This window comes from Actinoplanes sp. NPDC019969 (assembly GCF_055562375.1).
The window spans coordinates 387,819-409,746 of the sequence record NZ_JBVHFK010000007.1 but is presented as its reverse complement, the minus strand read 5'-3'; the positions used below and the strand labels follow the sequence as shown (position 1 = coordinate 409,746).

General features: G+C 71.8%; 25 protein-coding genes. 8 read left to right on the top strand and 17 right to left on the bottom strand.

What is annotated here, in order from left to right:
* The first annotated feature begins 67 nt into the window (after positions 1–67).
* Genes ACZ3II_RS23060 through ACZ3II_RS23045 form a run of 4 tightly spaced genes read left to right on the top strand, consistent with a single transcriptional unit; the run spans position 68 to position 3,700 of the window.
* Positions 68–1,744 carry an AMP-dependent synthetase/ligase gene (locus ACZ3II_RS23060; RefSeq protein ID WP_465519762.1) on the top strand — a complete coding sequence of 559 codons (1,677 nt, stop codon included), beginning with the start codon at positions 68–70 and terminating at the stop codon, positions 1,742–1,744.
* A 9-nt stretch (positions 1,745–1,753) separates the two neighbouring features.
* Positions 1,754–2,137 (top strand): VOC family protein, encoded by a 384-nt coding sequence (locus ACZ3II_RS23055; RefSeq protein WP_465519761.1) that lies wholly within the window; start codon positions 1,754–1,756, stop codon positions 2,135–2,137.
* Between the two features lie 31 nt (positions 2,138–2,168).
* Entirely contained in the window at positions 2,169–2,978 is an 810-nt protein-coding gene (locus ACZ3II_RS23050; RefSeq protein ID WP_465519760.1) for a hypothetical protein, read from the top strand.
* Complete coding sequence (locus ACZ3II_RS23045; protein ID WP_465519759.1) at positions 2,975–3,700, top strand: hypothetical protein; 726 nt, start codon at positions 2,975–2,977, stop codon at positions 3,698–3,700. Before ACZ3II_RS23050 ends, ACZ3II_RS23045 begins: the two co-directional genes overlap by 4 nt.
* Positions 3,701–3,703: 3 nt before the next feature.
* On the opposite strand, the gene ACZ3II_RS23040 is transcribed toward ACZ3II_RS23045, so the two are convergent.
* From ACZ3II_RS23040 to ACZ3II_RS23030, 3 genes are all read right to left on the bottom strand, one after another.
* Positions 3,704–4,039, bottom strand: a complete 336-nt coding sequence (locus ACZ3II_RS23040) for an STAS domain-containing protein (protein ID WP_465519758.1) — start codon at positions 4,037–4,039, stop codon at positions 3,704–3,706.
* Positions 4,036–4,875: an ATP-binding protein gene (locus ACZ3II_RS23035; RefSeq protein ID WP_465519757.1), complete on the bottom strand. Its 840-nt coding sequence runs from the start codon at positions 4,873–4,875 to the stop codon at positions 4,036–4,038. Before ACZ3II_RS23035 ends, ACZ3II_RS23040 begins: the two co-directional genes overlap by 4 nt.
* Positions 4,876–4,990: 115 nt before the next feature.
* Positions 4,991–7,744 carry a DEAD/DEAH box helicase gene (locus ACZ3II_RS23030; protein ID WP_465519756.1) on the bottom strand — a complete coding sequence of 918 codons (2,754 nt, stop codon included), beginning with the start codon at positions 7,742–7,744 and terminating at the stop codon, positions 4,991–4,993.
* Positions 7,745–7,832: 88 nt separating this feature from the next.
* On the opposite strand from ACZ3II_RS23030, the gene ACZ3II_RS23025 reads away from it, so the two are divergent.
* Positions 7,833–8,576, top strand: a complete 744-nt coding sequence (locus ACZ3II_RS23025) for an HAD family hydrolase (RefSeq protein ID WP_465519755.1) — start codon at positions 7,833–7,835, stop codon at positions 8,574–8,576.
* Here ACZ3II_RS23025 and ACZ3II_RS23020 read toward each other — a convergent pair.
* The 7 genes from ACZ3II_RS23020 to ACZ3II_RS22990 all read right to left on the bottom strand — a co-directional run bounded on the left by ACZ3II_RS23020 (position 8,567) and on the right by ACZ3II_RS22990 (position 13,438).
* Positions 8,567–8,764: a hypothetical protein gene (locus tag ACZ3II_RS23020; RefSeq protein WP_465519754.1), complete on the bottom strand. Its 198-nt coding sequence runs from the start codon at positions 8,762–8,764 to the stop codon at positions 8,567–8,569. The genes ACZ3II_RS23025 and ACZ3II_RS23020 overlap by 10 nt on opposite strands.
* A gap of 41 nt (positions 8,765–8,805) precedes the next feature.
* On the bottom strand, positions 8,806–9,705 hold the full coding sequence (locus ACZ3II_RS23015; RefSeq protein ID WP_465519753.1) for a diacylglycerol kinase family protein: 900 nt from the start codon (positions 9,703–9,705) through the stop codon (positions 8,806–8,808).
* A gap of 39 nt (positions 9,706–9,744) precedes the next feature.
* The gene (gene tatC, locus ACZ3II_RS23010; RefSeq protein ID WP_465519752.1) at positions 9,745–10,710 is read right to left on the bottom strand and encodes a twin-arginine translocase subunit TatC; all 966 of its coding nucleotides are present in this window, start codon (positions 10,708–10,710) and stop codon (positions 9,745–9,747) included.
* 9 nt (positions 10,711–10,719) lie between these two features.
* The gene (gene tatA / locus ACZ3II_RS23005; RefSeq protein WP_465519751.1) at positions 10,720–11,073 is read right to left on the bottom strand and encodes a Sec-independent protein translocase subunit TatA; all 354 of its coding nucleotides are present in this window, start codon (positions 11,071–11,073) and stop codon (positions 10,720–10,722) included.
* A gap of 128 nt (positions 11,074–11,201) precedes the next feature.
* Positions 11,202–11,447 (bottom strand): hypothetical protein, encoded by a 246-nt coding sequence (locus tag ACZ3II_RS23000; protein WP_465519884.1) that lies wholly within the window; start codon positions 11,445–11,447, stop codon positions 11,202–11,204.
* A gap of 15 nt (positions 11,448–11,462) precedes the next feature.
* Positions 11,463–12,452 (bottom strand): helix-turn-helix transcriptional regulator, encoded by a 990-nt coding sequence (locus ACZ3II_RS22995; protein ID WP_465519750.1) that lies wholly within the window; start codon positions 12,450–12,452, stop codon positions 11,463–11,465.
* A complete protein-coding gene (locus ACZ3II_RS22990) occupies positions 12,449–13,438 on the bottom strand; it encodes a helix-turn-helix transcriptional regulator (RefSeq protein WP_465519749.1) in 990 nt (329 codons plus the stop codon). Before ACZ3II_RS22990 ends, ACZ3II_RS22995 begins: the two co-directional genes overlap by 4 nt.
* Before the next feature lie 77 nt (positions 13,439–13,515).
* On the opposite strand from ACZ3II_RS22990, the gene ACZ3II_RS22985 reads away from it, so the two are divergent.
* Together ACZ3II_RS22985 and ACZ3II_RS22980 are read left to right on the top strand one after the other, a co-directional pair.
* Positions 13,516–14,262, top strand: a complete 747-nt coding sequence (locus ACZ3II_RS22985; RefSeq protein WP_465519883.1) for a cation diffusion facilitator family transporter — start codon at positions 13,516–13,518, stop codon at positions 14,260–14,262.
* Positions 14,263–14,272: 10 nt separating this feature from the next.
* Positions 14,273–15,355, top strand: a complete 1,083-nt coding sequence (locus tag ACZ3II_RS22980; protein WP_465519748.1) for a DUF3866 family protein — start codon at positions 14,273–14,275, stop codon at positions 15,353–15,355.
* Here ACZ3II_RS22980 and ACZ3II_RS22975 read toward each other — a convergent pair.
* Together ACZ3II_RS22975 and ACZ3II_RS22970 are read right to left on the bottom strand one after the other, a co-directional pair.
* Positions 15,331–16,794, bottom strand: coding sequence for a GGDEF domain-containing protein (locus ACZ3II_RS22975; RefSeq protein ID WP_465519747.1), 1,464 nt, complete (start codon positions 16,792–16,794; stop codon positions 15,331–15,333). The two genes, ACZ3II_RS22980 and ACZ3II_RS22975, sit on opposite strands and share 25 nt — an antisense overlap.
* 230 nt (positions 16,795–17,024) lie before the next feature.
* Complete coding sequence (locus tag ACZ3II_RS22970; RefSeq protein WP_465519746.1) at positions 17,025–17,252, bottom strand: hypothetical protein; 228 nt, start codon at positions 17,250–17,252, stop codon at positions 17,025–17,027.
* 149 nt (positions 17,253–17,401) lie between these two features.
* Here ACZ3II_RS22970 and ACZ3II_RS22965 point away from each other — a divergent pair, with 149 nt between their 5' ends.
* Positions 17,402–17,932, top strand: coding sequence for a hypothetical protein (locus tag ACZ3II_RS22965; RefSeq protein ID WP_465519745.1), 531 nt, complete (start codon positions 17,402–17,404; stop codon positions 17,930–17,932).
* 16 nt (positions 17,933–17,948) lie between these two features.
* Here ACZ3II_RS22965 and ACZ3II_RS22960 read toward each other — a convergent pair whose 3' ends face one another.
* The 5 genes from ACZ3II_RS22960 to ACZ3II_RS22940 all read right to left on the bottom strand — a co-directional run bounded on the left by ACZ3II_RS22960 (position 17,949) and on the right by ACZ3II_RS22940 (position 21,922).
* On the bottom strand, positions 17,949–18,149 hold the full coding sequence (locus ACZ3II_RS22960; RefSeq protein WP_465519744.1) for a hypothetical protein: 201 nt from the start codon (positions 18,147–18,149) through the stop codon (positions 17,949–17,951).
* Between the two features lie 23 nt (positions 18,150–18,172).
* On the bottom strand, positions 18,173–19,531 hold the full coding sequence (gene pafA / locus ACZ3II_RS22955; protein WP_465519743.1) for a Pup--protein ligase: 1,359 nt from the start codon (positions 19,529–19,531) through the stop codon (positions 18,173–18,175).
* A gap of 105 nt (positions 19,532–19,636) precedes the next feature.
* A complete protein-coding gene (gene prcA, locus ACZ3II_RS22950) occupies positions 19,637–20,443 on the bottom strand; it encodes a proteasome subunit alpha (protein WP_465519742.1) in 807 nt (268 codons plus the stop codon).
* Positions 20,444–20,477: 34 nt separating this feature from the next.
* Entirely contained in the window at positions 20,478–21,317 is an 840-nt protein-coding gene (gene prcB / locus ACZ3II_RS22945; RefSeq protein WP_465519741.1) for a proteasome subunit beta, read from the bottom strand.
* Positions 21,236–21,922: an endonuclease VII domain-containing protein gene (locus ACZ3II_RS22940; RefSeq protein ID WP_465519740.1), complete on the bottom strand. Its 687-nt coding sequence runs from the start codon at positions 21,920–21,922 to the stop codon at positions 21,236–21,238. The genes prcB and ACZ3II_RS22940 overlap by 82 nt, the downstream gene beginning before the upstream one ends.
* Positions 21,923–21,928 lie beyond the last annotated feature (6 nt).

Below are 21,928 nucleotides of genomic sequence, written 5' to 3'. Positions count from 1 at the left end.
TGCCCTCGGCGGGCGGCCGTCTTGACCGGTGACACAGAATATTCACGGGAATATCAGAGGAGATCTCGTGACGACCTGTACCGCCCCCGCACACGAAGAGCAACTGCTGACCGAATTGCGGCGGGACAGCCCGTCGTCGTTCGGTGCGATGTTCCTGGCACGCGCCGACCGTACCCCCACCGAAGTCGCCTATCGCAAGCCCGGGACCGGCGGTGAGTGGACCGCGCAGACCTGGGCGGAGACCGCGGCAGCGGTCCGGGAGATCGCCGCCGGCCTGATCGCGGCGGGCCTGCGGCGGGAGGACCGGGTGGCGATCGCGTCCGGCACCCGGGTCGAGTGGATCGAGGCCGATTTCGCGGTGATGTGCGCGGGCGGCGCGACCACCACGGTCTACCCGTCGTCGTCGGCGGACGAGGTCGCGCACATCCTGACCGACTCGGGCAGCCGGTTCGCGTTCGCCGAGGACGCCGCCCAGCAGGAGAAGGTGGCCCCGCACGTGGAGCGGGTGTTCCGCCTCGACGATCTCGGTGAGCTGCGGGCGAGCGGCCGGGCGGCGCTGGAGAGGGAGCCGGATCTGGTCGACCGGACCACGGCGGCGGCCGGGCCGGACGATCTGGCCACGCTGATCTACACGTCCGGCACCACCGGCCTGCCGAAGGGTGTGCGGATCTCCCACGGCGCCTGGGTCTACCAGGGCCTGGCCATCCAGGCGATGGGCATCGTGCGCCCGGACGACGTGGGTTACCTGTGGCTGCCGCTGTCGCACGCCTTCGGCAAGGCGCTGCTGGCCTGCCAGCTGTCGGTCGGTTTCGAGTTCGCGGTGGACGGCGACGTCAGCCGGATCGTGGAGCGGCTCGCCGAGGTGCGGCCGACCATCATGCCCGCCGTGCCGAGGATCTTCGAGAAGGTGTACGCCGGGGTCGGCGCCACCATCGGCGGCGGCCTCAAGGGCCGGTTGTTCGCGCTCGCCGTCAAGGCCGGGCACCGCAACCCGCTCGCCGACGTGCTGCTGTCGAAGGTGCGGGCCCGGTTCGGCGGCCGGATGCGGTATTTCATCTCCGGCGCCAGCGCCCTCGATCCCGGCATCGCGTCCTGGTTCGGCCGGATCGGGCTGCCGATCGCCGAGGGGTACGGGCTGACCGAGTCCTGCGCCACCACCATCTTCAACCGCCCGGACGACCCGGAGTACGGCACCGTGGGCCGCCCGCTGCCCGGCACCGAGGTGCGGATCGCCGAGGACGGCGAGGTGCTGCTGCGCGGGCCGGGCATCATGTCCGGCTATCACGGGCTCAGCTCGGAGGAGACGCTCGCCGGCGGCTGGCTGCGCACCGGCGACATCGGCGAGATCACCGCACGCGGCTCGCTGCGGATCACCGACCGCAAGAAGGACCTGATCAAGACGTCGAACGGCAAGTACGTGGCCCCGCAGGCGATCGAGGCGAAGTTCAAGGCGCTCTGCCCGGCGGCCGGCCAGATCCTGGTGCACGGGGACAAGCGCACGTTCGTCAGCGCCCTGATCGACCTGGACGAGGGGGTGACCCGGACGCCCGAGGTGGAAGCCGAGGTCGCGGCCGCCGTCGAGAAGCTGAACGCCGGCCTGAACCCGTGGGAACGCATCCGCAAGCACGTGATCCTGGACGAGCACATGGACGTGGCGAGCGGCATTCTGACCCCGTCGCTGAAGCTGCGCCGCCGGGTCGCCGAGGATCGTTACCGGTCGCTGTTGGACGGTCTCTACCAGTAAGGTTCGATCATGCATCGCAGCCGCCTCTTCGGGCTCTTCATCGACACGCCCGCCGCCGACACCCCCGCCGCCGCGACGTTCTGGGCCGGCGCGTTCGGCACCACCGCCCAGCCGGTGCCCGGCGAGGAGGAGTTCATCGCCCTCCACGACGCCTTTCCCGGCCTCGCGGTGGACGTGCAGTCGGTCGACGACGCCCCGCGGTACCACCTGGACATCGAGACCGACGACGTGGCGGCGGAGGCGGCCCGGCTGCTGTCGCTGGGCGCGACGCTGGTGGCCGACCACGGCGGCCACCAGACGCTGCGGGCGCCCGGCGGTCACCTGCTCTGCGTCGTGCCGGTCCAGAGTGATCCGCGTCTCTTCGACGCGCAGGCCCGCTCCTGGGGCGCCTGAGAACTGTCGCACCCCTCTCCTATGATCTTCGATGCGTCGATCCATGGGGGAACAGATGAAGTCGCACCACCCTGCCCTGCTCGCTCTCACCGCCGCCGCGGTCCTGACCGGCGGTTGCACGAAACTGCCGCTGCCGGGCTCCCCGGCGGAGCCGACCACGGCCCCCACGGCCTCCGCCTCCGCACCGGCGGCGAGCCCGGCGCCGGCCGGCCCGGACGCCCGGGAGCAGTTGCTGGCCGCGCTGACGAAGACGAAGAACGCCACCTACTCGTTCACGGTCGGCGGTGACGTGGTGGACGGCAAGAAGATCACCGGGTCCGGCTCGTTCGACCCGAAGGGCAAGCGGATCACCACCACCAAGAAGCTGACCGGCGCCGGCAAGACCGAGCAGGGCCAGGTCATCGTGGTCGGCACCGACTTCTACTCGCGGGAGAAGAGCGGCGAGACCTGGGTGCATCTCAACCTCAAGCGGGTCAAGAAGGACGGGCTGTACTACTACGACATGACCGACCCGACCGGCCTGTCGCGCTTCGTGTCCTCGGTGGACACGGTCCGCCGCACCGGGCCGAACACGTTCTCCGGCACTCTCGACATCGCGGGCGACAAGTTCAACGACGGTTTCCTGCCGGTCGGCACCCCGGCCATCTCGGTCTGGTTCGGCGGGGACGCCCAGTTCAGCGCGATCACCGACGCCGCCGGCTGGGTCACCTCGATCGGCGTCGCGCTCCGCGACAAGAACAAGACGTTGCGCATGACCACCCGCCTCAGCGGCCACGGCAAGACCTCCACCGTCACGAAGCCGGCGAAGTTCGGCGAAGCCATGGACATCTACTACTCATGATCGGTGGACCGCACCGGATCCTCGTCCCTCTGCTCGCCCTGTTCCTCGGCACGGCCTGCATCCGCCTGCCCACAGCCGCCGAGCCGGAGTCCGCCGGCAACCCGTCGCCGAGCCATCCGGTCCGCACCGGCGAGTTCGCCGCGGTGCTGCAGCGGACGATGGCGTCGTCGTACTCGTACGTCATCGAGACCGACATGACCGATGCGACGCTGACCGCCGCCGGCTCCTTCGACGCCGCCGCCCGGCGCCTCGTCATGCGCAACCGCTACACCCGCGGCTCCGTCACCGTGGTGGAGGGGCGGCTCGTCGACGGCGACCACAGCTGGCTGCAGGACCGGGTGAACGGCCCGTGGACCCACGCCCAGCGCGGCCGCTCCCCGCACTACCCCGACCTCACCGACCCGGTCGGCCTGAAACGGCTCGCCGAGGGCATCAAGGACGTCCGGGCCGACGGGCCGAACCGCTATCTCGTCTACCTGGACTCCGACGCCGTCACCATCACCTATCTGCCGACCGGCTGGCCCGGCATCCTCGAGGTCCACACGCAGTGGGCGGCGGTGAAACTCGTCGCGACCACCGACGCCGCGGGGCGGCTGACGGCGCTCCGGCACGAGCAGCCCGACACCAGCCCGGACAGGGTGATGCGGTTGACCACCCGGTTCAGCGGCCACGGCGAGCCGGTCACCGTCACCCGCCCGCAGGGCGCCGTCGAGTCGCCCTGACCCTCACAGGTTGTCGAAGAGGCCGTCGGCGCGGGTGGCCCGCAGCAGCCAGCGCAGGTGCGGCTGCGGGCCGTGCAGGTGGCAGGTGGCCTGCCGGGCCTCGGCCACCCGCCGCGCCGCGACCAGCATCCGCAGGCCGGCGGCGTCACAGAAGTCGACGCCGGCCACGTCGATGTGGATCTGCCGAACCGGCACCCCGAACCCGATCAGGTCGTGCACCCGGGCCAGGTCGTAGAGCTGACTCTGCAACGCCTCCACCGACATCGCGTCGAGGCTGCCGTGCAGCGTGATCAGCAGACGGTCGCCGTCGCGTGCGCCGTCGATCCTGGTCGCGCTCACCACTGCTCCTCCGGCCGGGTACGGATGATCGCCCACACCAGTTTGCCGCCGCGGGCGGGCAGCGCGCCCCACGCCGACGCGGCCGCGCCGACGATCCGCAGTCCCAGGCCCCGGTCGGTCAGGGACGCGCCGAGCGGCCCGGTGACCGGGTCACGCAGCCGCGGCAGCAGCGGCTCCCCGTCGTAGACGGCCAGGTGCAGGGCCGCCGCGCCGTTCCCCTCGGTACGCCCGCGCGACGACACGATGACCTCGATGTCGGTACCCGCGTGTTCGGCCGCGTTCACCACCAGCTCGGAGATCACCAGCCGGGCCCGCTCGCCCAGATGGCCCAGATCCCAGTCGGCGCACGCGTCGGTGACCAGGTTGCGGGCCTGGATGGCGGCGGCCGGGTCCGGTGGCAGGGCCAGGTGCAGCCGGTCGGCGAGCGGGTGCCGCCCGGCCAGCACGGCCCGCGCCTGCGGCACGGTGGCGTAGAGCACCAGCCAGTCCCGGGCGCCGAGCCGCCGCAGCCGCCGGGACAGCGGCGACGCGGCGGGCAGGCACACGGCGACCGCGGCCGGCGGGTGCATGGCCGCTCCGCGCGCGCACGCGGTGAGCCAGAGCGGAGCGCTCACCGCGTGCGGGTCGCTCAGCCGGTGCAGGTCGATGATCAGCCCGGTGGGGTGCTCGGCGAGGCACTTGTCGAGCACCACCCGGGCCTGCGCGGACAGCCGCCGGTCCCAGGCGCCCCACACCGAGATCTCGATGACCGCGGTGTCGGCGTCGATGACTGCCAGCACCGAATCCGCCACCGCGTCACCGGACCATCCGATCAGATGCGGTGAGCCCGAGCCCATGTCTTCTTTCTCCCGGCCATCGGAGACTCAGCGACGTCGATGCCGCCGCCGCAATTCTTGATTTGTCCCAGAGTGGCCGTCAACGGAGATTCACCATCCGCGATGATCGCCGTCCTCAGAGGGCGCTCTGCAGAGCCAGCACCCCCCGGTTGACGGCGGTGATCGCCTTGCGCGCGGTGTCCTTCACGCTCGGTGACGCGGCGGCCGCCTCGCGGACCTGACCGAGCAGGTCGAGCACCTGGCGCGCCCACCGGACGAAGTCGCCGGCCGGCATGTCGGCGTCGTACGCCCCGCTGGCCAGCACCCGCGCCAGCGGCTCGCCGCGAGCCCACCGATACATCGGCCAGACGAACCCGGGGTCGGGCTCGCGGGTCAGCGACAGCCCGTGCTCGCTCTCGTCGGCGGCGATCTCGCCCCACAGCTTGGCGCAGGCGTCGACAGCGGCGTTGATCGGGCCCTTCGGCACGTTCGCCCGGTCCTCCCCCTCCCGGCGGGACTCATAGAGCACCATCGAGACGGCGGCGGCCAGCTCCTCCGGGGTCAGCCCGTCCCACACGCCCTGGCGCAGGCACTCGGCGACCAGCAGGTCGGCCTCCGACCAGATCCGCCCGAGCATCCGCCCGGCCTCGGTCACCTCGCCGTCGGCGGAGAGGTAACCGCGGGTGGTCAGCACCGCGCACACCTGGTCGAAGGTGCGCGCCAGCGAGCCGGTGCGCCCGGCGACCTTGGCCCGCAGCGTGTCGGTGTCGCGCAGCAGCCGGTGCCGGCGCTCGGCCCAGCGGGCGTGGTCCTCCCGCTCCGGGCAGGCGTGGCAGGGGTGCTGCCGCAACTGCACCTTGAGCAGGGCGATCTCGGCGTCCTCGCCGGGGTTGGCGCGGCTGCGGCCGTTCCGCCGCCGATCCGGGTGCCGGTCCAGGCCGGTGGCGCTGACCTGGGCCGCCAGGTCGCGGCGAGCGCCCGGCGAGCGGTGGTTGAAATTCTTCGGAACCCGGACCCGGGCCAGCACCTCGACCTCGCCGCCGAAGTCGCCGGGGCTGACCCGGCCGGCCCAGCGGTCCTGGGTGAGCACCAGCGGGCGTGGCTCGCCGAACCCGGTGGCGGCCGGCTCCAGCACCACGGCGAGCCCGGCCCGGCGGCCCTGCGGCACCCGGATCACGTCGCCGATGCGCAGCCGCTCCAGGGAGGAGACGGCGGCCGAGCGCCGCTGCTGGACGCCCTGCCGGGACAGCGCCTTCTCCCGGTCGGCGATGGCGACACGCAGGCCGAAATACTCGTCGAAGTCGCCGTGGTGGCAGGTGGCATCCTCCCCGTACGACTGCATGGTCTCGACGTTGCGCTGCACCTGCCGGGCCAGGCCGACCACCGACCGGTCCGCCTGGAACTGGGCGAACGACGACTCGAGCAGTTCCCGCGACTTCTCCGCGCCGACGCTGCCGACCAGGTTGACCGCCATGTTGTAGGACGGCCGGAACGAGGAGCGCAGCGGGTAGGTGCGGGTGGAGGCGAGCCCGGCCACGTGCCGCGGGTCGACGTCGGGGCTCCACAGCACCACGGCGTGACCCTCGACGTCGATGCCGCGCCGACCGGCCCGGCCGGTCAGCTGCGTGTACTCCCCCGGGGTGAGGTCGACGTGCGCCTCGCCGTTGAACTTCACCAGGCGCTCGAGGACCACGCAGCGGGCCGGCATGTTGATGCCCAGGGCCAGGGTCTCGGTCGCGAAGACCGCTTTGACCAGGCCCTTGACGAAGCACTCCTCGACCGCCTCCTTGAAGGCGGGCAGCATGCCGGCGTGGTGGGCGGCGACGCCGCGCTCGAGGCCGTCGAGCCACTCCCAATAGCCCAGCACCGACAGGTCCTCGGCGGGCAGGTGGGCGACCTTGGCGGAGACGATGCGCCGGATCTCGGCCCGCTCGTCCGGGTCGGTCAGGCGCAGGCCGCCGTCGAGGCACTGTTTCACCGCGGCGTCACAGCCGGCCCGGCTGAAGATGAACAGGATCGCCGGCAGCAGCCCGGACCGCTCCAGCCGGTCGACCACCTCGGCGCGCGGCGGTGGCTGCCAGCGCTTGCCCCGCCCGCCGCGCCAGCCGACCTCGGCCCGGCCGGTCATCTCCAGGCGCCGCTCCATCTCCCGGCTGTAACGCAGCAGCTCGGGGTGGACGTCGTGTTTCCTCGCCGCGTCGGCGTCGTGGAACAGGTCGAACATCCGCCGGCCGACCAGCATGTGCTGCCACAGCGGGACCGGCCGGTGCTCGCTGACCACCACCTCGGTCTGCCCGCGGACGGTGACCAGCCAGTCGGCGAACTCCTCGTAGTTGCTGACCGTGGCGGACAGCGAGACCAGGGTGACCGAGGCCGGCAGGTGAATGATCACCTCTTCCCAGACCGCGCCGCGGAACCGGTCGGCGAGGTAGTGCACCTCGTCCATCACCACGTAGGCCAGGTGGCGCAGCTGGTCGGAGCCGGAGTAGAGCATGTTGCGCAGCACCTCGGTGGTCATCACCACCACCGGGGCGTCGCCGTTGATCGCGTTGTCGCCGGTGAGCAGGCCGACCTTGTCGGCGCCGTAGCGCTGCACCAGGTCGTGGTATTTCTGGTTGGACAGCGCCTTGATCGGGGTGGTGTAGAAGCACTTGCGCTGGCCCGAGCGCAGCGCCAGGTGCACCGCGAACTCACCGACCACGGTCTTGCCGGCGCCGGTCGGCGCGCAGACCAGCACACCGCTGCCGCGCTCCAGGACCTCGCACGCCTGCCGCTGGAAGTCGTCCAGGTCGAAGCCCACGTCGAGCATGAAATCCTCGAGGGCGGGATAGTCGGCGACCCGCGCCGCCCGCCGCTTTGATGCCGCGTATTTCTCGGCGGGACTCGTCATGAACACCAGGCTAGTTCGTGGGTGTGACAAAACGCAGCACGGTATCGGGGCGTATGGGCCGTCGGGGCCGACACCGGCGCTCGGTAAGGTGCACGACGTGCCGCATGTCTCGAATCCTCCCCGCCATCCCGTGCGGCCCGTGGAGGCCGTGCTGTTCGACTTCCACGGCACCCTGGCGCAGGTGGAGGATCCACTGACCTGGGTTCTCGCCGCCGCCGCGGCGTGTGGCGCCGAACTGGACCGGGGGAAGGCGACCATCCTGGCCGACCGGCTGCTCACCGCGGGCCGGGCCGGCGGGCCGCTGCCGAACCGGGTGCCGCCGCATCTGGCCGAGCACTGGGCCGACCGTGACCTGTACGCGCACAGCCACCGGGCCGCCTACACCGGGCTGGCGTCGACGGTGCACAGCGACGTCGAGGGGCTCGCCGACGCGCTGTACGAGCGGCTGCTCACCGCGGACGGCTGGGTGCCCTACCCGGACACCGAACCGACGCTGCGCAAGCTGCACGAGGCCGGCGTCAAGGTGGCCGTGGTCAGCAACATCGCCTTCGACATCCGGCCGCTGTTCACCGCCTGGGGCCTCGACGCGCTGATCGACGCGTACGCGCTGAGTTTCGAGCTGGGCCGGATCAAGCCCGACCCGGCGATCTTCTACCGGGCGTGCGGGCTGCTGGGCGTGGACCCGGAGCACACGCTGATGGTCGGTGACACGCCGGCCGACGCGGGCGCGGTCAAGGCGGGCTGCACGGCGCTGGTCGTGCCGGCCGCGGACGCGGGCAAGCCCAACGGCCTGTCGGCGGTCCTCGCGCTCGCGCTGCCTACTCAGGCATAACGGTCGAGGGAGACACCGCGGCGGCCCTTCTTGGCGGCGGTCTCCGCGGTGGCGGCCGGCGACTCGGCCGCGGGCGTGGTCGCGGCGTCGGCGATGGCCTTCAGCGCCTCCCGCGCGTTGCCGAACACCGAGGTCGCCATGCCGGCCACCGACGGGCGGTTGCTGCTGCTGCTGATCGAGTTCGTCATGCTCTACCGTTCGGCGGCAGGGCGGAAATCTGACCCGCTGGTCACCGGAGCAACCGAATCGCACCCGGCACACAGCTCACCTCGAGCGGCAGCGGGCCGAGCCGCTCGCCGTCGGCGTACGCCACGATGTCCTCGGCCTCGATGCGCACCTCCCGCGCCCGCAGCACGGTGACCCGCGGATCGCCGACGTGGGTGCCGTGGCGCAGCCGCGGCTTGAGCCGGGTCAGGCCGCCGCGCCCCAGCGGCGCCGCGAAGATCACGTCGAGGAGCCCGTCGGCGGGGTCGGCGCCCGGCAGGATCCGCATCCCCCCGCCGTAACTCGCGCAGTTACCGACCGCGACTATCTCGGCGGAGAAGCGGTGTTCCACGCCGTCCAGGCGCAGCACGTAGCCGCGCGCCCGCAGCCGGGCCAGTTCGAGCAGGATCGCCAGGTCGTAGCGGCGCGGCCCGGTGGGCCGGCGCATCCGGTTGGCCCGCTCGTTGACCAGCGCGTCGAAACCCGCGGCGAGCACCGCGCAGAACCAGCGTCGCTCACCGTGCGCGTCGAGGGTGCGGGCCAGATCGAAGCGGTGGTGACGCCGGTCCCGCAGCGCCGCGGCGATCCCCTCCGCGGCTTCGATCGGGTTGCGGGGTACGCCCACCGCGCTCGCGAAGTCGTTCCCGGTCCCGGCCGGCACCACCCCGAACCCGAGGGGCGTCCCGGCGACCGACTGCAGGGCCCGGTGCACCGTCCCGTCACCGCCGGCCGCCACCACCGCCGCCGCGCCGGCCGCCACCGCCTCGTGACAGGCCTGTTCGGCCGCCGGCCCGCTCGCGGCGGTCAGCAGCCGCACCTCGTGCCCGCCCGTCCCGAGCGCCCGCAGCGCCTCGGGAAGCAGATCGCGGTGCCGGCCGCGCCCCGCCGAGGGGTTGGCCAGCACCGCGATGAAGTCGCCCGTCACAGCCGCAGACGATAGACCCGCCCGCGACCGCTGCCTAGATCACGTCATGTCGTCGAAGCGCCGCTCGATCGGCCGTGGCGCCTCGACCGGGCTGGGCCCCTCGACCGCGGTCGGAGCCTCGATCGGGTCGGACGCGCCGACCGGGATCCGCTCCTCCGGCAGCTCGGAGATGGCGTCGTCGTCGAGCCCGGCGTAGATCTCCTTGCCACGGCCCTTGCGCTTGTCGTTGAGGAACGCCACCCCGACCGCGATGAAATACAGCAGGGTCAGACAGCCGGCCAGCAGCGTCATGCCGAACGGGCCCGGGTCGGGGGTGGCGATGGCGGCGAACGCGAACGACAGGAAGACCACCACCCGCCACCAGCTGAGCAGCCGCGACGCGCTGACCACACCGGTGAAGTTCAGCATGAGCAGGACCAGCGGGAACTCGAACGCCGCCCCGAAAATCATGATCATGCTGGTGACGAAGCCGGTGTATGCCGTGACCTCCAGCTGCGTCGTCTCACCGATGACACCGGCGGTCATGATGAATTCGAGGCTGTGCTTGACCACGAAGTAGGCCAGCGTCGCGCCGCCGATGAACAGGGGCGCGGCGATCGCGACGAACACGTACGCCCATTTGCGCTCGTGCCGGTGCAGGCCGGGCGCGATGAACGCCCACAGCTGGTAGAGCCAGACCGGCGCGCCGACGATCAGGCCGACCCAGAGCGCGATCTTCAGCTTCAGGATCAGCTGGTCGGCCGCGCCCAGCGTGAGGAAGTTGCACTTCCCCTGACCGACCGCCCCCAGCGTCCACGACGTGTCGAGACCGCAGTAAGGCGCCGCGAGCAGGTCGAAGACGTCCTCGGAGACGATGAAGCCGACGACCAGGCCGGCCACGATGCCGAGGGACGCGAAGAACAGCCGGTTTCGCAGCTCCCGGACATGCTCGATGAGCGTCATCGAGCCGTCGGCCGCCTGCTGGAACTTGGTCGGTCCCTTTTTCTTACGCAGGCTCAGTGCCATCGGTCCGGGTCAGCGGTCGTTGGTGCGGTGCTGCACCGGGTCCACGAACGGCTGGGCCGGCGGCTGCTGGTAGCCCGGCTGCGGGGCCGGCTGCTGGTAACCGGCCGGCGGCGGGGGCGCCTGCTGGTAACCGGGCTGCTGGTAGGGCTGCTGAACCTCGCCCTGCAGCGGGGTGCGGCTGTGCTGGGGCTCCGCCTTCTCCGCGACGTTGTTGTCGTCGTCGACGAGACCCTTGGTCTCGGCCTTGATGATCCGCAGGGACCGCCCGAGGGACCGAGCCGCGTCAGGCAGCCGCTTCGCGCCGAAGAGCAGGATCAGCACAACAACGAGAACAATGATGTGCCATGGCTTGAGGACGCCCATGGAAGACTCCAGTCGGTCGGATCAGGTTGCGGGGTCCATCGTACGTGTGGATCCCGGCGAAATTGCCCCCTGGATCCTTCCGGTTTCTTATGATCTTGGGAAGGTCAGGGCAACAGCCGCCGAACAGCTCAGCCGCGGCCCAGGCCCGCCTGGATCTGCGCGACCTTGTCCTGCGCCACCTCGGCACGCTGCTGCAACTCCAGCATCGTCTGCTGCATCCGCTCGGCCTTGGCCTGCAGCGCCATCGCCTCCTCCTGGCGATGCCGCAGCTTGCGCGCGGCGCGCTCCAGCCCTCGCAGGCGCCCCACGATCCTCATCCCGGCGACGGCCAGGACGACCACAGCCAGCACCACCACGGCGATCCAGACCCACATCAGCACGCGGCAACCCTACCGGCCGGCGGGCGCGTCGGCAGCGAGGGCCTGCGGCGCGGCGTACTGATCGAGGGCGGTGGCGGCCTGCGCCCGGATCCGGTCGAGCAGTTCCGGCGGGCCGATCACGGTGACGTCGCGGCCCTGGCCGGCGAGGAACCGCTGCGCCCAGCCGAGGTCGGTGACCCGCATCGTGACCAGCCACTCCGGGGCGTCCTTGACCACCTGCTCGACCGGGTAGTACTCGGTGATCCACCGGCCGCCGCGGCCCACCCGCAGGGTGACCAGCGGCAGTTCCGGGCCGGGCCGGAACACACCGCCGGTGACGTCGTGCGGCACCGCCTCGACCGGTGGCGCGGACGGCTCGTCGAGTTCGGTGAACGCGTCGATCCGGTCGATCCGGAACAGCCGGGTCGCCTCGGCCCGACGGCACCACGCCTCCAGGTAGTTGAAGCCGCCGACCATCAGCATCCGCATCGGGTCGACCACCCGGTCGGTCGTCTCGTCCCGCGCCGACGTGTAGTAGGTGAGCCGCAGCGCGTGCCCGGACTCGACGGCGGCCCGGACCGCGGCGAGGCGTTTCTGGTTGGCCGGCATCCGGACGGTGACCGGCGCGTCGGCCAGGTCACCGGCCGCGTTCTCGATCTTGGCGAGGGCGCGTTCGATGGCGTCGCGGGTGCCGATGCCGGGCGTCTCGGCGAGCATCCGCAGCGCCACCACCAGGGCGAGCGCCTCGTCCGGGTTGAGCCGCAGCGGCTTGGACATGCCGGCGTCGTGGCTGATCGTCACGTGGTCGCCGTCGATGGCCATGTCGATCAGGTCGCCGGGGCCGTACCCGGGCAACCCGCAGACCCAGAGCAGCTCCAGGTCCTCGCGCAGCTGCTTGCCGGTGACACCGAGGTCGGCGGCCGCCTCGGAGATCAGGATGCCGGGCCGGGCGAGCAGGTACGGCACCAGGTTCAGCAGCCGCCCGAGCCGGTCCCCGCTGGGAGTGCGCGCCGTGCTCATGCCGTCACCGCCGGGACCTCGTGCCGCGTGATCAGTTCCTTCAGATGCTGGACGACCGCGTCGCGCAGTTCCGGCGGGCCGTCGGCGCGGGCGTCCGGCCCGTACCCCGCGATCCGCGACGCCAGCCACTCCACGTCGCCGTAGTTGATGGTCAGCCGGTCACCGTCCGGGCCCGGCAGCACCTCGGCGGCCAGCCGGCGCAGCCCCGCCGCCCGCCCCGGACGGACCGTCACGGTGGCCCTGCCGTTGCGCGCGACCGGCCCGGAGAACCGCCGTACGTGGCTGATCAGGTCGGCGCCGGCCGGCGGCTCGAACGCGCCGGGCCGGCCCGAGGCGCGGACGTCGCCGACGATCCGGGACAGCCGGAAGCAGCGGGCGGCGCCCCGATCCCGGTCGTGGCCGACCACGTACCACCGGGCGCGCCAGCACACCACGCCCCACGGCTCCAGCCGGCGGGTGCTCGGTTCGTCCACCTCGGGCACCCGGTACTTGAAGGAGACCGCGCGACGGTCCCGGGCGGCGGCGGTGAGCGGGCCGAACGCCGGGTCGACGGTGACCACCGGCTCGACGCCGAGGGTGGCCTGCGGATCCACCTCGACCCCGGCGGCCCGCAGCTTGGCCAGGCCGGAGGAGGCGGCGGCGGCCAGCCCGGCGTGCTGCCACAACCGGGCGGCGATGCCGACGGCGGCGGCCTCGTCCGGTTCGAGCAGGATGTCGGGCAGCGCGTACTCCCGCTGCGCGATCCGGTAACCGGGCTCCTGATCGAAGATGCTCGCCGTGCCCGTCTCCAGAGGCACGCCCAGCTCCCGCAGCTCGGCCTTGTCCCGCTCGAACTTGCGCTGGAACGCCTCGTGGTCCCGTGGGTCGGACGGATCGTGCTCGTAACCGGGCACGGTCAGGGCGATCTGCGCGGCGGTCAGGAACCGCCGCGTGGACAGGAGACAGATGACCAGGTTAACCAGGCGCTCGGTGCGAGTGCGCGACACGAGGAGCAACGCTAGCAGGCGGGCCCGCGGGGCGGTTATCCGTCACTGTGCCGGGAAAGACCGCATGCGTGACCACCATGGGCGAGCCCACCTCGTCCGAGAGCGTCGGCACCGTCGTCGTCGCGGGCGCCGCCAACCTCGCCATATCCATCGCCAAGTTGATCGCCGGCCTGATCTCGGGCTCGGCCGCCATGCTCTCCGAGGCGGCCCACTCGCTCGCCGACACCGCCACCGAGGTGTTCCTTTACGTCGCCTTGCGCCGAGGGCGCAAACCGGCGGACGAGAACCACCCGTTCGGGTACGGCGAGGAGAGCGGGGCCCGGGCGTTCATCGCCGCGATCTTCACGTTCGTCGCGGGCGCCGGGTTCTCCATCCACCACGGCGTCGTCACGATCATCGAGGGTGAGCACACCGGGGACTACCTGGCCTCGTACATCGTCCTGGCGGTCGCCTTCGCCGCCGAGTGGGTCTCCTTCGCCAAGGCGGTCGAGCAGATCCGCAACGAGTCGCGCCGCTGGCGGACCACGCCGCGCCGGTTCCTGCGGCACACCAGCGACACCACCGTGAAAGCGGTGTTCCTCGAGGACGCCGCCGCGGATCTGGCCGCCGTCGACGTGGTGACCGCCGTGCCGACGCTGCTGACCATGCGGATCGGTCCCGGCGAGATCCTGGTCGCGGCGAAGGTCGACTTCGCCGACGACGCCCCCGGCAGCGCGATCGAGGCGGCGGCCGACGAGGCGGAGCAGCGGCTGCGGGAGCGTTTCCCGGAGATCCGGTACGTGTTCCCCGACCCGACCCGGGGCCGCGGCGCTCCCGGGCGATAGGGTCGCCGCCATGGTGCGGTGGCGGTCGGGAACAGTGCAGGCGGTGCGGCGTAGCTGGCACGGCGCCGTGGAACTCGACGTGACGACCCCGGACGGCCCGGTGCGCGCGCTCGCCTACCCCCACCTCGTCGGCACGCCCGAGCCCGGCGACCGGGTGCTGCTCAACGTCGGCGCGCTGATGATGGGCCTGGGCACCGGCGGGTACGCGCTGGTCGTCGCCCTGCCCGACCGGCTGCCCGCCGACCCGCCCGACGACGGCGCCAACCGGGACAGCGGGCACCTGGTCAAGGCGCGGTACACCCCGCTGCAGCCGATCCTGCTCGGCGCCGACGAGGAGGCGTCCCCGCACCGGGCGGTGCTGGCAGCCGCCGAGTCGATCGACGGGATGCCGGTGGTCACCGCCGACCTGCACTCGGCACTGCCGGCGATCCTGGCCGGCGTCCACGCCGACCGGCCCGGCGCCCGCGTGGCCTATGTGATGACCGACGGCGGGGCGCTGCCCGCCTGGTTCTCCCGCACCCTGGACGGGCTGCGCGGCCACCTCGCCGGGACGATCACCACCGGGCAGGCGTTCGGCGGTGACCTGGAGGCCGGCACCGTGCACACCGGGCTGCTGGCCGCCCGGCACGTGCTGCACGCCGACGTGACGATCGTCGCGCAGGGCCCCGGCAACCTCGGCACCGGCACCACCTGGGGGTTCTCCGGGGTGGCGCTGGGCGAGGCGGTCAACGCGGCGGCGGTGCTCGGCGGCCGGCCGGTCGGGTCGCTGCGGATCTCCGGCGGCGACGGGCGCGAACGGCACCGCGGGGTGTCCCATCACAGCCTGACGGCGTACGGAAAAGTCGCTCTGACCAGCGCCGACCTGCCGGTGCCGGACGGCCTCGACCCCGCCCTGGCCGCGGCGGTCGACGCCGCGCTCGCGCCGCTCGCCGCCCGCCACCGCCTGGTCCGCGTCGCCACCGGCGGTCTCGACGCGGCGTTGCGGGCCTGCCCGGTGCCGCTGTCCACGATGGGCCGCACGCTGGACCAGGACCACGGCTACTTCCTGGCCGCCGCCGCGGCCGGCCGTCACGCCGCCGCGCTGCTCGCCTGAGCCACCTCGACCCGGTTGCGGCCGGCCGCCTTCGCGGCGTACAGCGCCTCGTCCGCCCTGGCCAGCAGCTCGTCGGAGGTCTCCGTCCCGTTCCAGACGGCGAGACCGGCCGAGAACGTCTGCCCGGACGGCGTCGCCGCCAGCGCCCGGGTCACCGCCCGCAGACCGTCCCCGGCGCCCGCGGCCGGCAGCAGCACCACGAACTCCTCGCCGCCGTGCCGGGCGATCACGTCCACGTCGCGCAGCGCCGCGTGCCACGCCGCGCTGGCCTCCTTGAGCAGCCGGTCCCCGGCCGGATGCCCGTACGTGTCGTTGTATCTCTTGAAGTGATCCAGGTCGAGGATCGCCACCGAGACCGGCTCGCCGTCGCGGCGGGCCCGTTCCAGGGCGCGGGGCAGCTCGTCGTTCCAGGCCCGCCGGTTCGGCAGCCCGGTCAGCTCGTCCGAACGGGCCAGCGCGCGCACCTGCCGCGCCTGCGTCTCCACCTCCCGGATCAACAGCGCCATCCGGGCCACCACCAGCAGGAACAGGGTCGCCGAGCAGAACGCGATGCTCCACCCGTCGGACACCGTGCCGGACGCCGTCTGCGCGGCCAGCACCCCCGGCGCGATCAGCGAGGCGCCGGTCAGCAGGGCCAGCAGGCCGGTGCCGAGACTGGCCGGGCGGGCGTCCGCCGGAGCCGCCACCGCCTGCGCGCCGGGATGCAGCGCCGCCACCCCGAACAGCAGGAACGCGACCAGGAAGACCGACTGCAGCAGACGGGCGAACCACGGGGTCTCGATCAGCATCGCGCCGGTGTCGCCCATGTTGTCCAGGATCACCCAGGCGCTGTCACCGATCAGGAACGCCGCCAGCGAACCGGTGATCCACCAGAACGGGGCGCCGCGACTGCCGCCACTGCGCAACAGGCGGGTCGTGACCGCGAGAAGCAGGACGTCCCCGATCGGGTACGCCACCTGCGTCGCGTGGGCCGCCCGGTCCATCGGGTCGCCCAGATTCACCGGGGCGATCACATAGACCCAGGCCAGCAGCCCGAACCCGGTGGTGATCGCGGCCGCGTCGACGAGCGCCGCCCAGTCCCGCCGCGGATTGCGCCGCCGGATCAGCACGACCAGACCGGCCGCGCACGCCGGATACAGCCCGAGGAAGAACGGGTCGGCCGGGGTCGGCATGTCGACCAGCCCGAACCAGACGTCCGCGACCGCGCCGACACCGATGCCGGTCGCGTTGCTGAACACCCCGGCCGCGAACAGCCACCAGGGCAGCCGGTCCCGCCGCGGCATCCGGTGCGCGCCGACCAGGATCGCGGCGACACCGGTCCAGCCGATCGCCACCTGCACGGCGGCCTGCCACCAGAGACCTTCGGGCAGAAACTGGTACGTGATCAGGGCGAGAACCGCCACCACCACGTACGTCCTCGCGACTCGCTGCTCCGGCACCCACCCAGAACACGGCATCCCGGGGACAGCGCGGTTCCCCGAACGGTTGCGGCCCGGTTGCCGCTCGTGCCCCAGACCACGATCATGCGGGGTACGTTCTCCTGCCGCCCCTCTCACTCCAAGACCGCTCCCCCTCGGCCGTCCCTGTCCGCGAGCGCCTCTCCCGCGACCGCCCGCTCCAACCGCTTACTTCGACCGACCGCTTCGACCGACCGCTCCAACCGCTTACCTCAACCGGCCGCTTCGACCGCCCGCTTCGACCGCTCCGGGACCGCCTCATGCATCGCGCCGAACTCCTCCGACTCCGTGACGCCGTCGCCGAGACCGAACGTTCTTTCGGCCCGGATGACCGGCGGACTCTCGTTGCACGGCGGGAATACGGCCTGGCCCGGATCCTCGGCCCGGACGACCCGGCCACCCTCGGCGCCCGCGGTGAGGCCGCCATCTCCGCCTATCACTCGCACCTGCTCGTCGTGGACCCCGAACCGGCGGCACTGCCCGCAGCGGATCACCCGCCTGGAATCGGTGTCCGCCGGCCGGCTGCGCGTGTTCGGCGACCCCCTCCCCTTGCCCGCCGGCCCCCATCGCGCTCCCGGCGACCCGCTCGGTGACCGAGGGCACCGTCCGGATCCGGGATGTACTGGCCGGCGCCTACGCCGCCGCGGGCCGGCACGACGAGGCTCGGACCCGGGACGAGCGGATCCTCACGGCCCCGACCCGGATCGCCGCCGACTGTGCGCGTGCTCTCGGCGCGGATGCTCCGGAGACCCGGTTCGCCCGGCTCCGGCTGGCCGGCATGCGCCTCATGGCCGGCCGCGCCGGCGAGGAGGTCGCCCTGGTCACGGCGATCGCCGCGGACCACGAACGGATCCTCTGCCCCGGCGATCCGCGGACGCTGTGCGCCCAGGCGAACCTCGCCTGCCGGCTGTGGGAGGGCGGTCACGACCCGGCGGCCGCGGTCGAACTCGGCACCCGCGTGCTCGGCGACCTGCATGCCGCGTTCGGCCCGGAGGACTCCCTGCTGCGGGCCCTGCGCGCCACCCTGATCATGGAGTTCCACCGGCAGGGCCGCCGTGCGGAGGCCCGGACCGTGCTGACGCGTTTCCCGATGGAGGACGACGACGGCGAGAACTGGTGACCGCCGCACCCACTGATCAGCTGGTGATGATCAGGTAAGCCCAGCCGGCCAGCAGCAGCCCGAGGATCGCCGCCAGCGCCCAGGTCGGAACCTTGTGGCCGCCGGCCCGGTCACGCTGGATCTGCCGGAAGACCCGCTCCCTGCGGCGTTCCAGACGCCGCCAGCGGACCTCGGGCTCCGAGCGCTCGGGGGGTTCGGGCTGGCCGGGCATCGTCATGGCCCGGCCAGCCTATCGCGCTGTCACATGCTGGCGATCAGGCGCTCCACCCGCTCGTCGTACGCCCGGAACGGGTCCTTGCAGAGCACCGTCCGCTGGGCCTGGTCGTTCAGTTTCAGGTGCACCCAGTCGACGGTGAAGTCGCGGCGCTTCTCCTGGGCGTGCTTGATGAACTCGCCGCGCAGCCGGGCCCGGGTGGTCTGCGGCGGCGTCTCCTTCGCCTCGAAGATCTGCAGGTCGTTGGCGATCCGGTCGACCTGCTTGCGCTTCTCCATCAGCGCGTAGAGGCCACGGCCCCGGCGCACGTCGTGGTACGCCAGGTCGAGCTGCGCGATCCGGGGATGCGACATCGGGATGTCGTGCTTGGCCTGATAGCGCTCGATCAACTTGTATTTCGACACCCAGTCGATCTCGCGGGACACCGGGTCCAGGTCACCGCTCTCGATCGCGCTGAGCACCCGCCCCCACAGCTCCACGACCCGCTTGGCGACCGGGTCACCACCACGGCGCTCGACGAACTCGGTGGCCTTCGCCAGGTACTCCTGCTGGATGTCCAGCGCGGAGACCTCCTTGTTGTTCGCCAGGCGGATCTTGCGGCGGCCGGTGACGTCGTGGCTGACCTCGCGGATCGCCCGGATCGGGTTCTCCAGGGTGAGGTCGCGCATCACCACACCGGCCTCGATCATGCGGAGCACGATGTCGGCGCTGCCCACCTTGAGCAGGGTGGTGACCTCGTTCATGTTGGAATCGCCGACGATCACGTGCAAGCGCCGGTACCGCTCGGCGTCGGCGTGCGGCTCGTCCCGGGTGTTGATGATCGGCCGGGACCGGGTGGTCGCGCTGGAGACGCCCTCCCAGATGTGCTCGGCCCGCTGGGACAGGCAGAACACCGCCCCGCGCGGGGTCTGCAGCACCTTGCCGGCGCCGCAGATCAGCTGCCGGGTCACCAGGAACGGGATCAGCACGTCGGCGAGCCGGCCGAACTCGCCGTGCCGGCTGACCAGATAGTTCTCGTGACACCCGTACGAGTTGCCGGCGGAATCGGTGTTGTTCTTGAAGAGATAGATCTCCCCCGCGATGCCCTCGTCGTGCAGACGCTTCTCCGCGTCGACGAGCAGGCCCTCGAGGATCCGCTCACCGGCCCGGTCGTGGGCGACCAGATCGGTGACGGAGTCGCATTCCGGGGTCGCGTACTCAGGGTGGGAACCGACGTCGAGGTAGAGACGGGCGCCGTTACGGAGAAAGACGTTGCTGCTGCGTCCCCAGGACACCACTCGGCGGAACAGGTAGCGGGCCACCTCGTCCGGAGACAGCCGCCGCTGCCCCCGATAGGTGCACGTGACTCCGTACTCGGTCTCGAGGCCGAAAATTCGCCGTTCCATGTCGAAACACTACCGGTAAGGACCGGTTAAGTGGCACCCACAATCGGGCTTTCCATGATTGCGGGGCGTGTTCCGGCGGAACACGCCCCGCAATCACGAACCCGCCTACTTGTCGTTGCCCTCGGTGTCCTCCGACGCCGCCGAGATCGTCGGCTTCGCCTCCGCCGGAGCCGGCGGCGCCGCGTCCACGTCGCCGAGCTCGGCCTCCGGCACCGACTCGTGACCCAGCAGCGTGGTCAGCGCCGCCCCGGTGATCCGCCGGAACGCCCGGCCCGGCCGCCGCCGGTCCAGCACCGCCACCTCGAGCTGCTTCGCCTCCAGGGTGCGCGCCTGCCCGTTCTCGCCGCCGACGCTGCCCAGCGCCTCCCGGGCCAGTGTCAGCGCCGCCAGCAGGTCCGCGGACGAGTCGTGCCGGTCACGCAGCACGTTCCCGATCGCCTCGGCCTGGCCGCCCATCGCCATGAACCCGGGCTCGTCCATGACCGAGCCGTCGTAGGTGATCCGGTACAGCTCGTCGGCCTCCGGCGAGGCGCCGACCTGCGCGACACAGATCTCCACCTCGTACGGCTTCTGCGTCTCGGAGAAGATCGCACCGAGCGTCTGCGTGTACGTGTTGGCGAGCGCCCGCGCCGTCACGTCCCGCCGGTCGTAGCTGAGACCGACCATGTCGGCCATCCGCACCCCGCCACGGCGCAGCGCCTCGAACTCGTTGTAGCGCCCCACCGCAGCGAACGCGATCTTGTCGTAGATCTCGCTGATCTTGCGCAGGGTGGTGATGTTCTCGGCGACCAGCAGGATGCCGCCCTCGTACGTGAGCACCACGGCCGACCGGCCGCGGGCGATGCCCTTGCGGGCATACTCCGAGCGGTCCCGCTGAACCTGCTCGGGTGATGCGTAGAACTGCATGGCCACGGGTGGCTACCTCTCTTTCTGCGAAAAGTGCGGGTCAGCCGCCCGGGTTCTCCATACGCCCCGCGACGACCCGCTCGGCCACCGTGGTGATCTCCTCATCGCTGAGCCGGTGCGTGCCGTTCGCCGTCGCGGTCATCACCACCGGGTAGATCTTGCGGGTCACGTCCGGCCCACCGGTCGCGGTGTCGTCGTCCGCCGCGTCGTACAGCGCCTCGACCGCCAGATTGATCGCGTCCTCGGTGCTCAGCCCGGCCCGGTACCGCTTCTTCAGCGCCGACTTCGCGAACAGCGACCCCGACCCGATCGCCTCGTAGCCGGTCTCCTCGTAGAGGCCACCGGCCACATCGAAACTGAAGATCCGGCCCGCGCGCGCCGCATCCGCCGGCGCCAGGTCGAACCCGGCGAACAGCGGGACCACGGCCAGGCCCTGCATCGCCGCTCCCAGGTTGCCCCGCACCATCGCGGCCAGGCGGTTCGCCTTGCCGTCGAGCGAGAGCATCGCGCCCTCGATCTTCTCGTAGTGCTCGAGCTCCACCTGGAACAGACGGATCAGCTCGATGCCGATACCCGCCGTGCCGGCGATGCCGATCAGCGAATAGGCGTCCGCCGGGTGCACCTTCTTGATGTCCCGGCTGGCGATCAGATTGCCCATGGTCGCCCGGCGGTCACCGGCCATCACCACACCCTCGGCCGTCGCGATCGCGACGATCGTGGTGCCGTGCGGCGCGATGTCCGCGGACAGGCCGGGCGGAAGTGGCCGGCGCCCCGGAAGCAGTTCCGGGGCGGCCTGGCTCAGGAACTGCGTGAAGGAGGACGTCCCCGTGCTGGTGAAGAAATCCGGTAGACGCCCGGATGGATCAAAGCCCGTCGCCACGTGGTTCCTTTCAGGTACGTAATCGCGCCGGCGAGGAAGACCGGGTCGTCCCGGAACTGCCCCAGACCGCCGTTGCAGTTGAAGCACAATATCCCGCGCACCCAACCGGTGCGGTGATCGTGATCTACGTGTTGCGGGTCGGCCGCGCCACAGATGGCGCAGACACCCCCCTGCTCCGCGAGAAGCTCGTCGACCTCCGCCTGGCCGCTGCCATAACGCTGGCGCAGGTGATACTCCCGGTTGCCACCGTAGAGTCGCTGCTTGGTCTCGTTACCGCGCGCGTTGTGGCACGGCTTGCAGTACCTGCCGCGACCGCCCGTGTCGTTACGACTGCGGGGAAACTCGGCCAACGCCTTCGTTTCCCCGCAGTCCGGACAATAGCGGTGCCCCTCGGGAACCACTCGGTTCTGTTGGACCTCCCGGCCTGCCGTCTCCCGTAGACGCTTCGCGTAGCTGGCCTTCGATCGGACGTTGAAACAATCCTTGCAGTAGCTGCCGCGACCCGTTGGCCGCTTGCTACTGCTACAGAACTGCTCCAGCGCCTTCCATTCGCCGCAGTCACGGCAGCGACGACGGCCGTCCACATCGTCATTCGGTAGAGGCATGTCCGT

Coding starts and splice junctions, on each gene's coding strand:
- ACZ3II_RS22985 (WP_465519883.1), top strand. CDS start 13,516: ATGGGCGAGCCCACCTCGTCCGAGAGCGTCGGCACCGTCGTCGTCGCG.
- ACZ3II_RS23030 (WP_465519756.1), bottom strand. CDS start 7,744: ATGACGAGTCCCGCCGAGAAATACGCGGCATCAAAGCGGCGGGCGGCG.
- ACZ3II_RS23035 (WP_465519757.1), bottom strand. CDS start 4,875: ATGGGCTCGGGCTCACCGCATCTGATCGGATGGTCCGGTGACGCGGTG.
- ACZ3II_RS22980 (WP_465519748.1), top strand. CDS start 14,273: ATGGTGCGGTGGCGGTCGGGAACAGTGCAGGCGGTGCGGCGTAGCTGG.
- tatC (WP_465519752.1), bottom strand. CDS start 10,710: ATGGCACTGAGCCTGCGTAAGAAAAAGGGACCGACCAAGTTCCAGCAG.
- ACZ3II_RS23050 (WP_465519760.1), top strand. CDS start 2,169: ATGCGTCGATCCATGGGGGAACAGATGAAGTCGCACCACCCTGCCCTG.
- ACZ3II_RS23000 (WP_465519884.1), bottom strand. CDS start 11,447: ATGTGGGTCTGGATCGCCGTGGTGGTGCTGGCTGTGGTCGTCCTGGCC.
- tatA (WP_465519751.1), bottom strand. CDS start 11,073: ATGGGCGTCCTCAAGCCATGGCACATCATTGTTCTCGTTGTTGTGCTG.
- ACZ3II_RS22940 (WP_465519740.1), bottom strand. CDS start 21,922: ATGCCTCTACCGAATGACGATGTGGACGGCCGTCGTCGCTGCCGTGAC.
- ACZ3II_RS22995 (WP_465519750.1), bottom strand. CDS start 12,452: ATGAGCACGGCGCGCACTCCCAGCGGGGACCGGCTCGGGCGGCTGCTG.
- ACZ3II_RS23055 (WP_465519761.1), top strand. CDS start 1,754: ATGCATCGCAGCCGCCTCTTCGGGCTCTTCATCGACACGCCCGCCGCC.
- ACZ3II_RS23020 (WP_465519754.1), bottom strand. CDS start 8,764: ATGACGAACTCGATCAGCAGCAGCAGCAACCGCCCGTCGGTGGCCGGC.
- pafA (WP_465519743.1), bottom strand. CDS start 19,531: ATGGAACGGCGAATTTTCGGCCTCGAGACCGAGTACGGAGTCACGTGC.
- ACZ3II_RS22960 (WP_465519744.1), bottom strand. CDS start 18,149: ATGACGATGCCCGGCCAGCCCGAACCCCCCGAGCGCTCGGAGCCCGAG.
- ACZ3II_RS23045 (WP_465519759.1), top strand. CDS start 2,975: ATGATCGGTGGACCGCACCGGATCCTCGTCCCTCTGCTCGCCCTGTTC.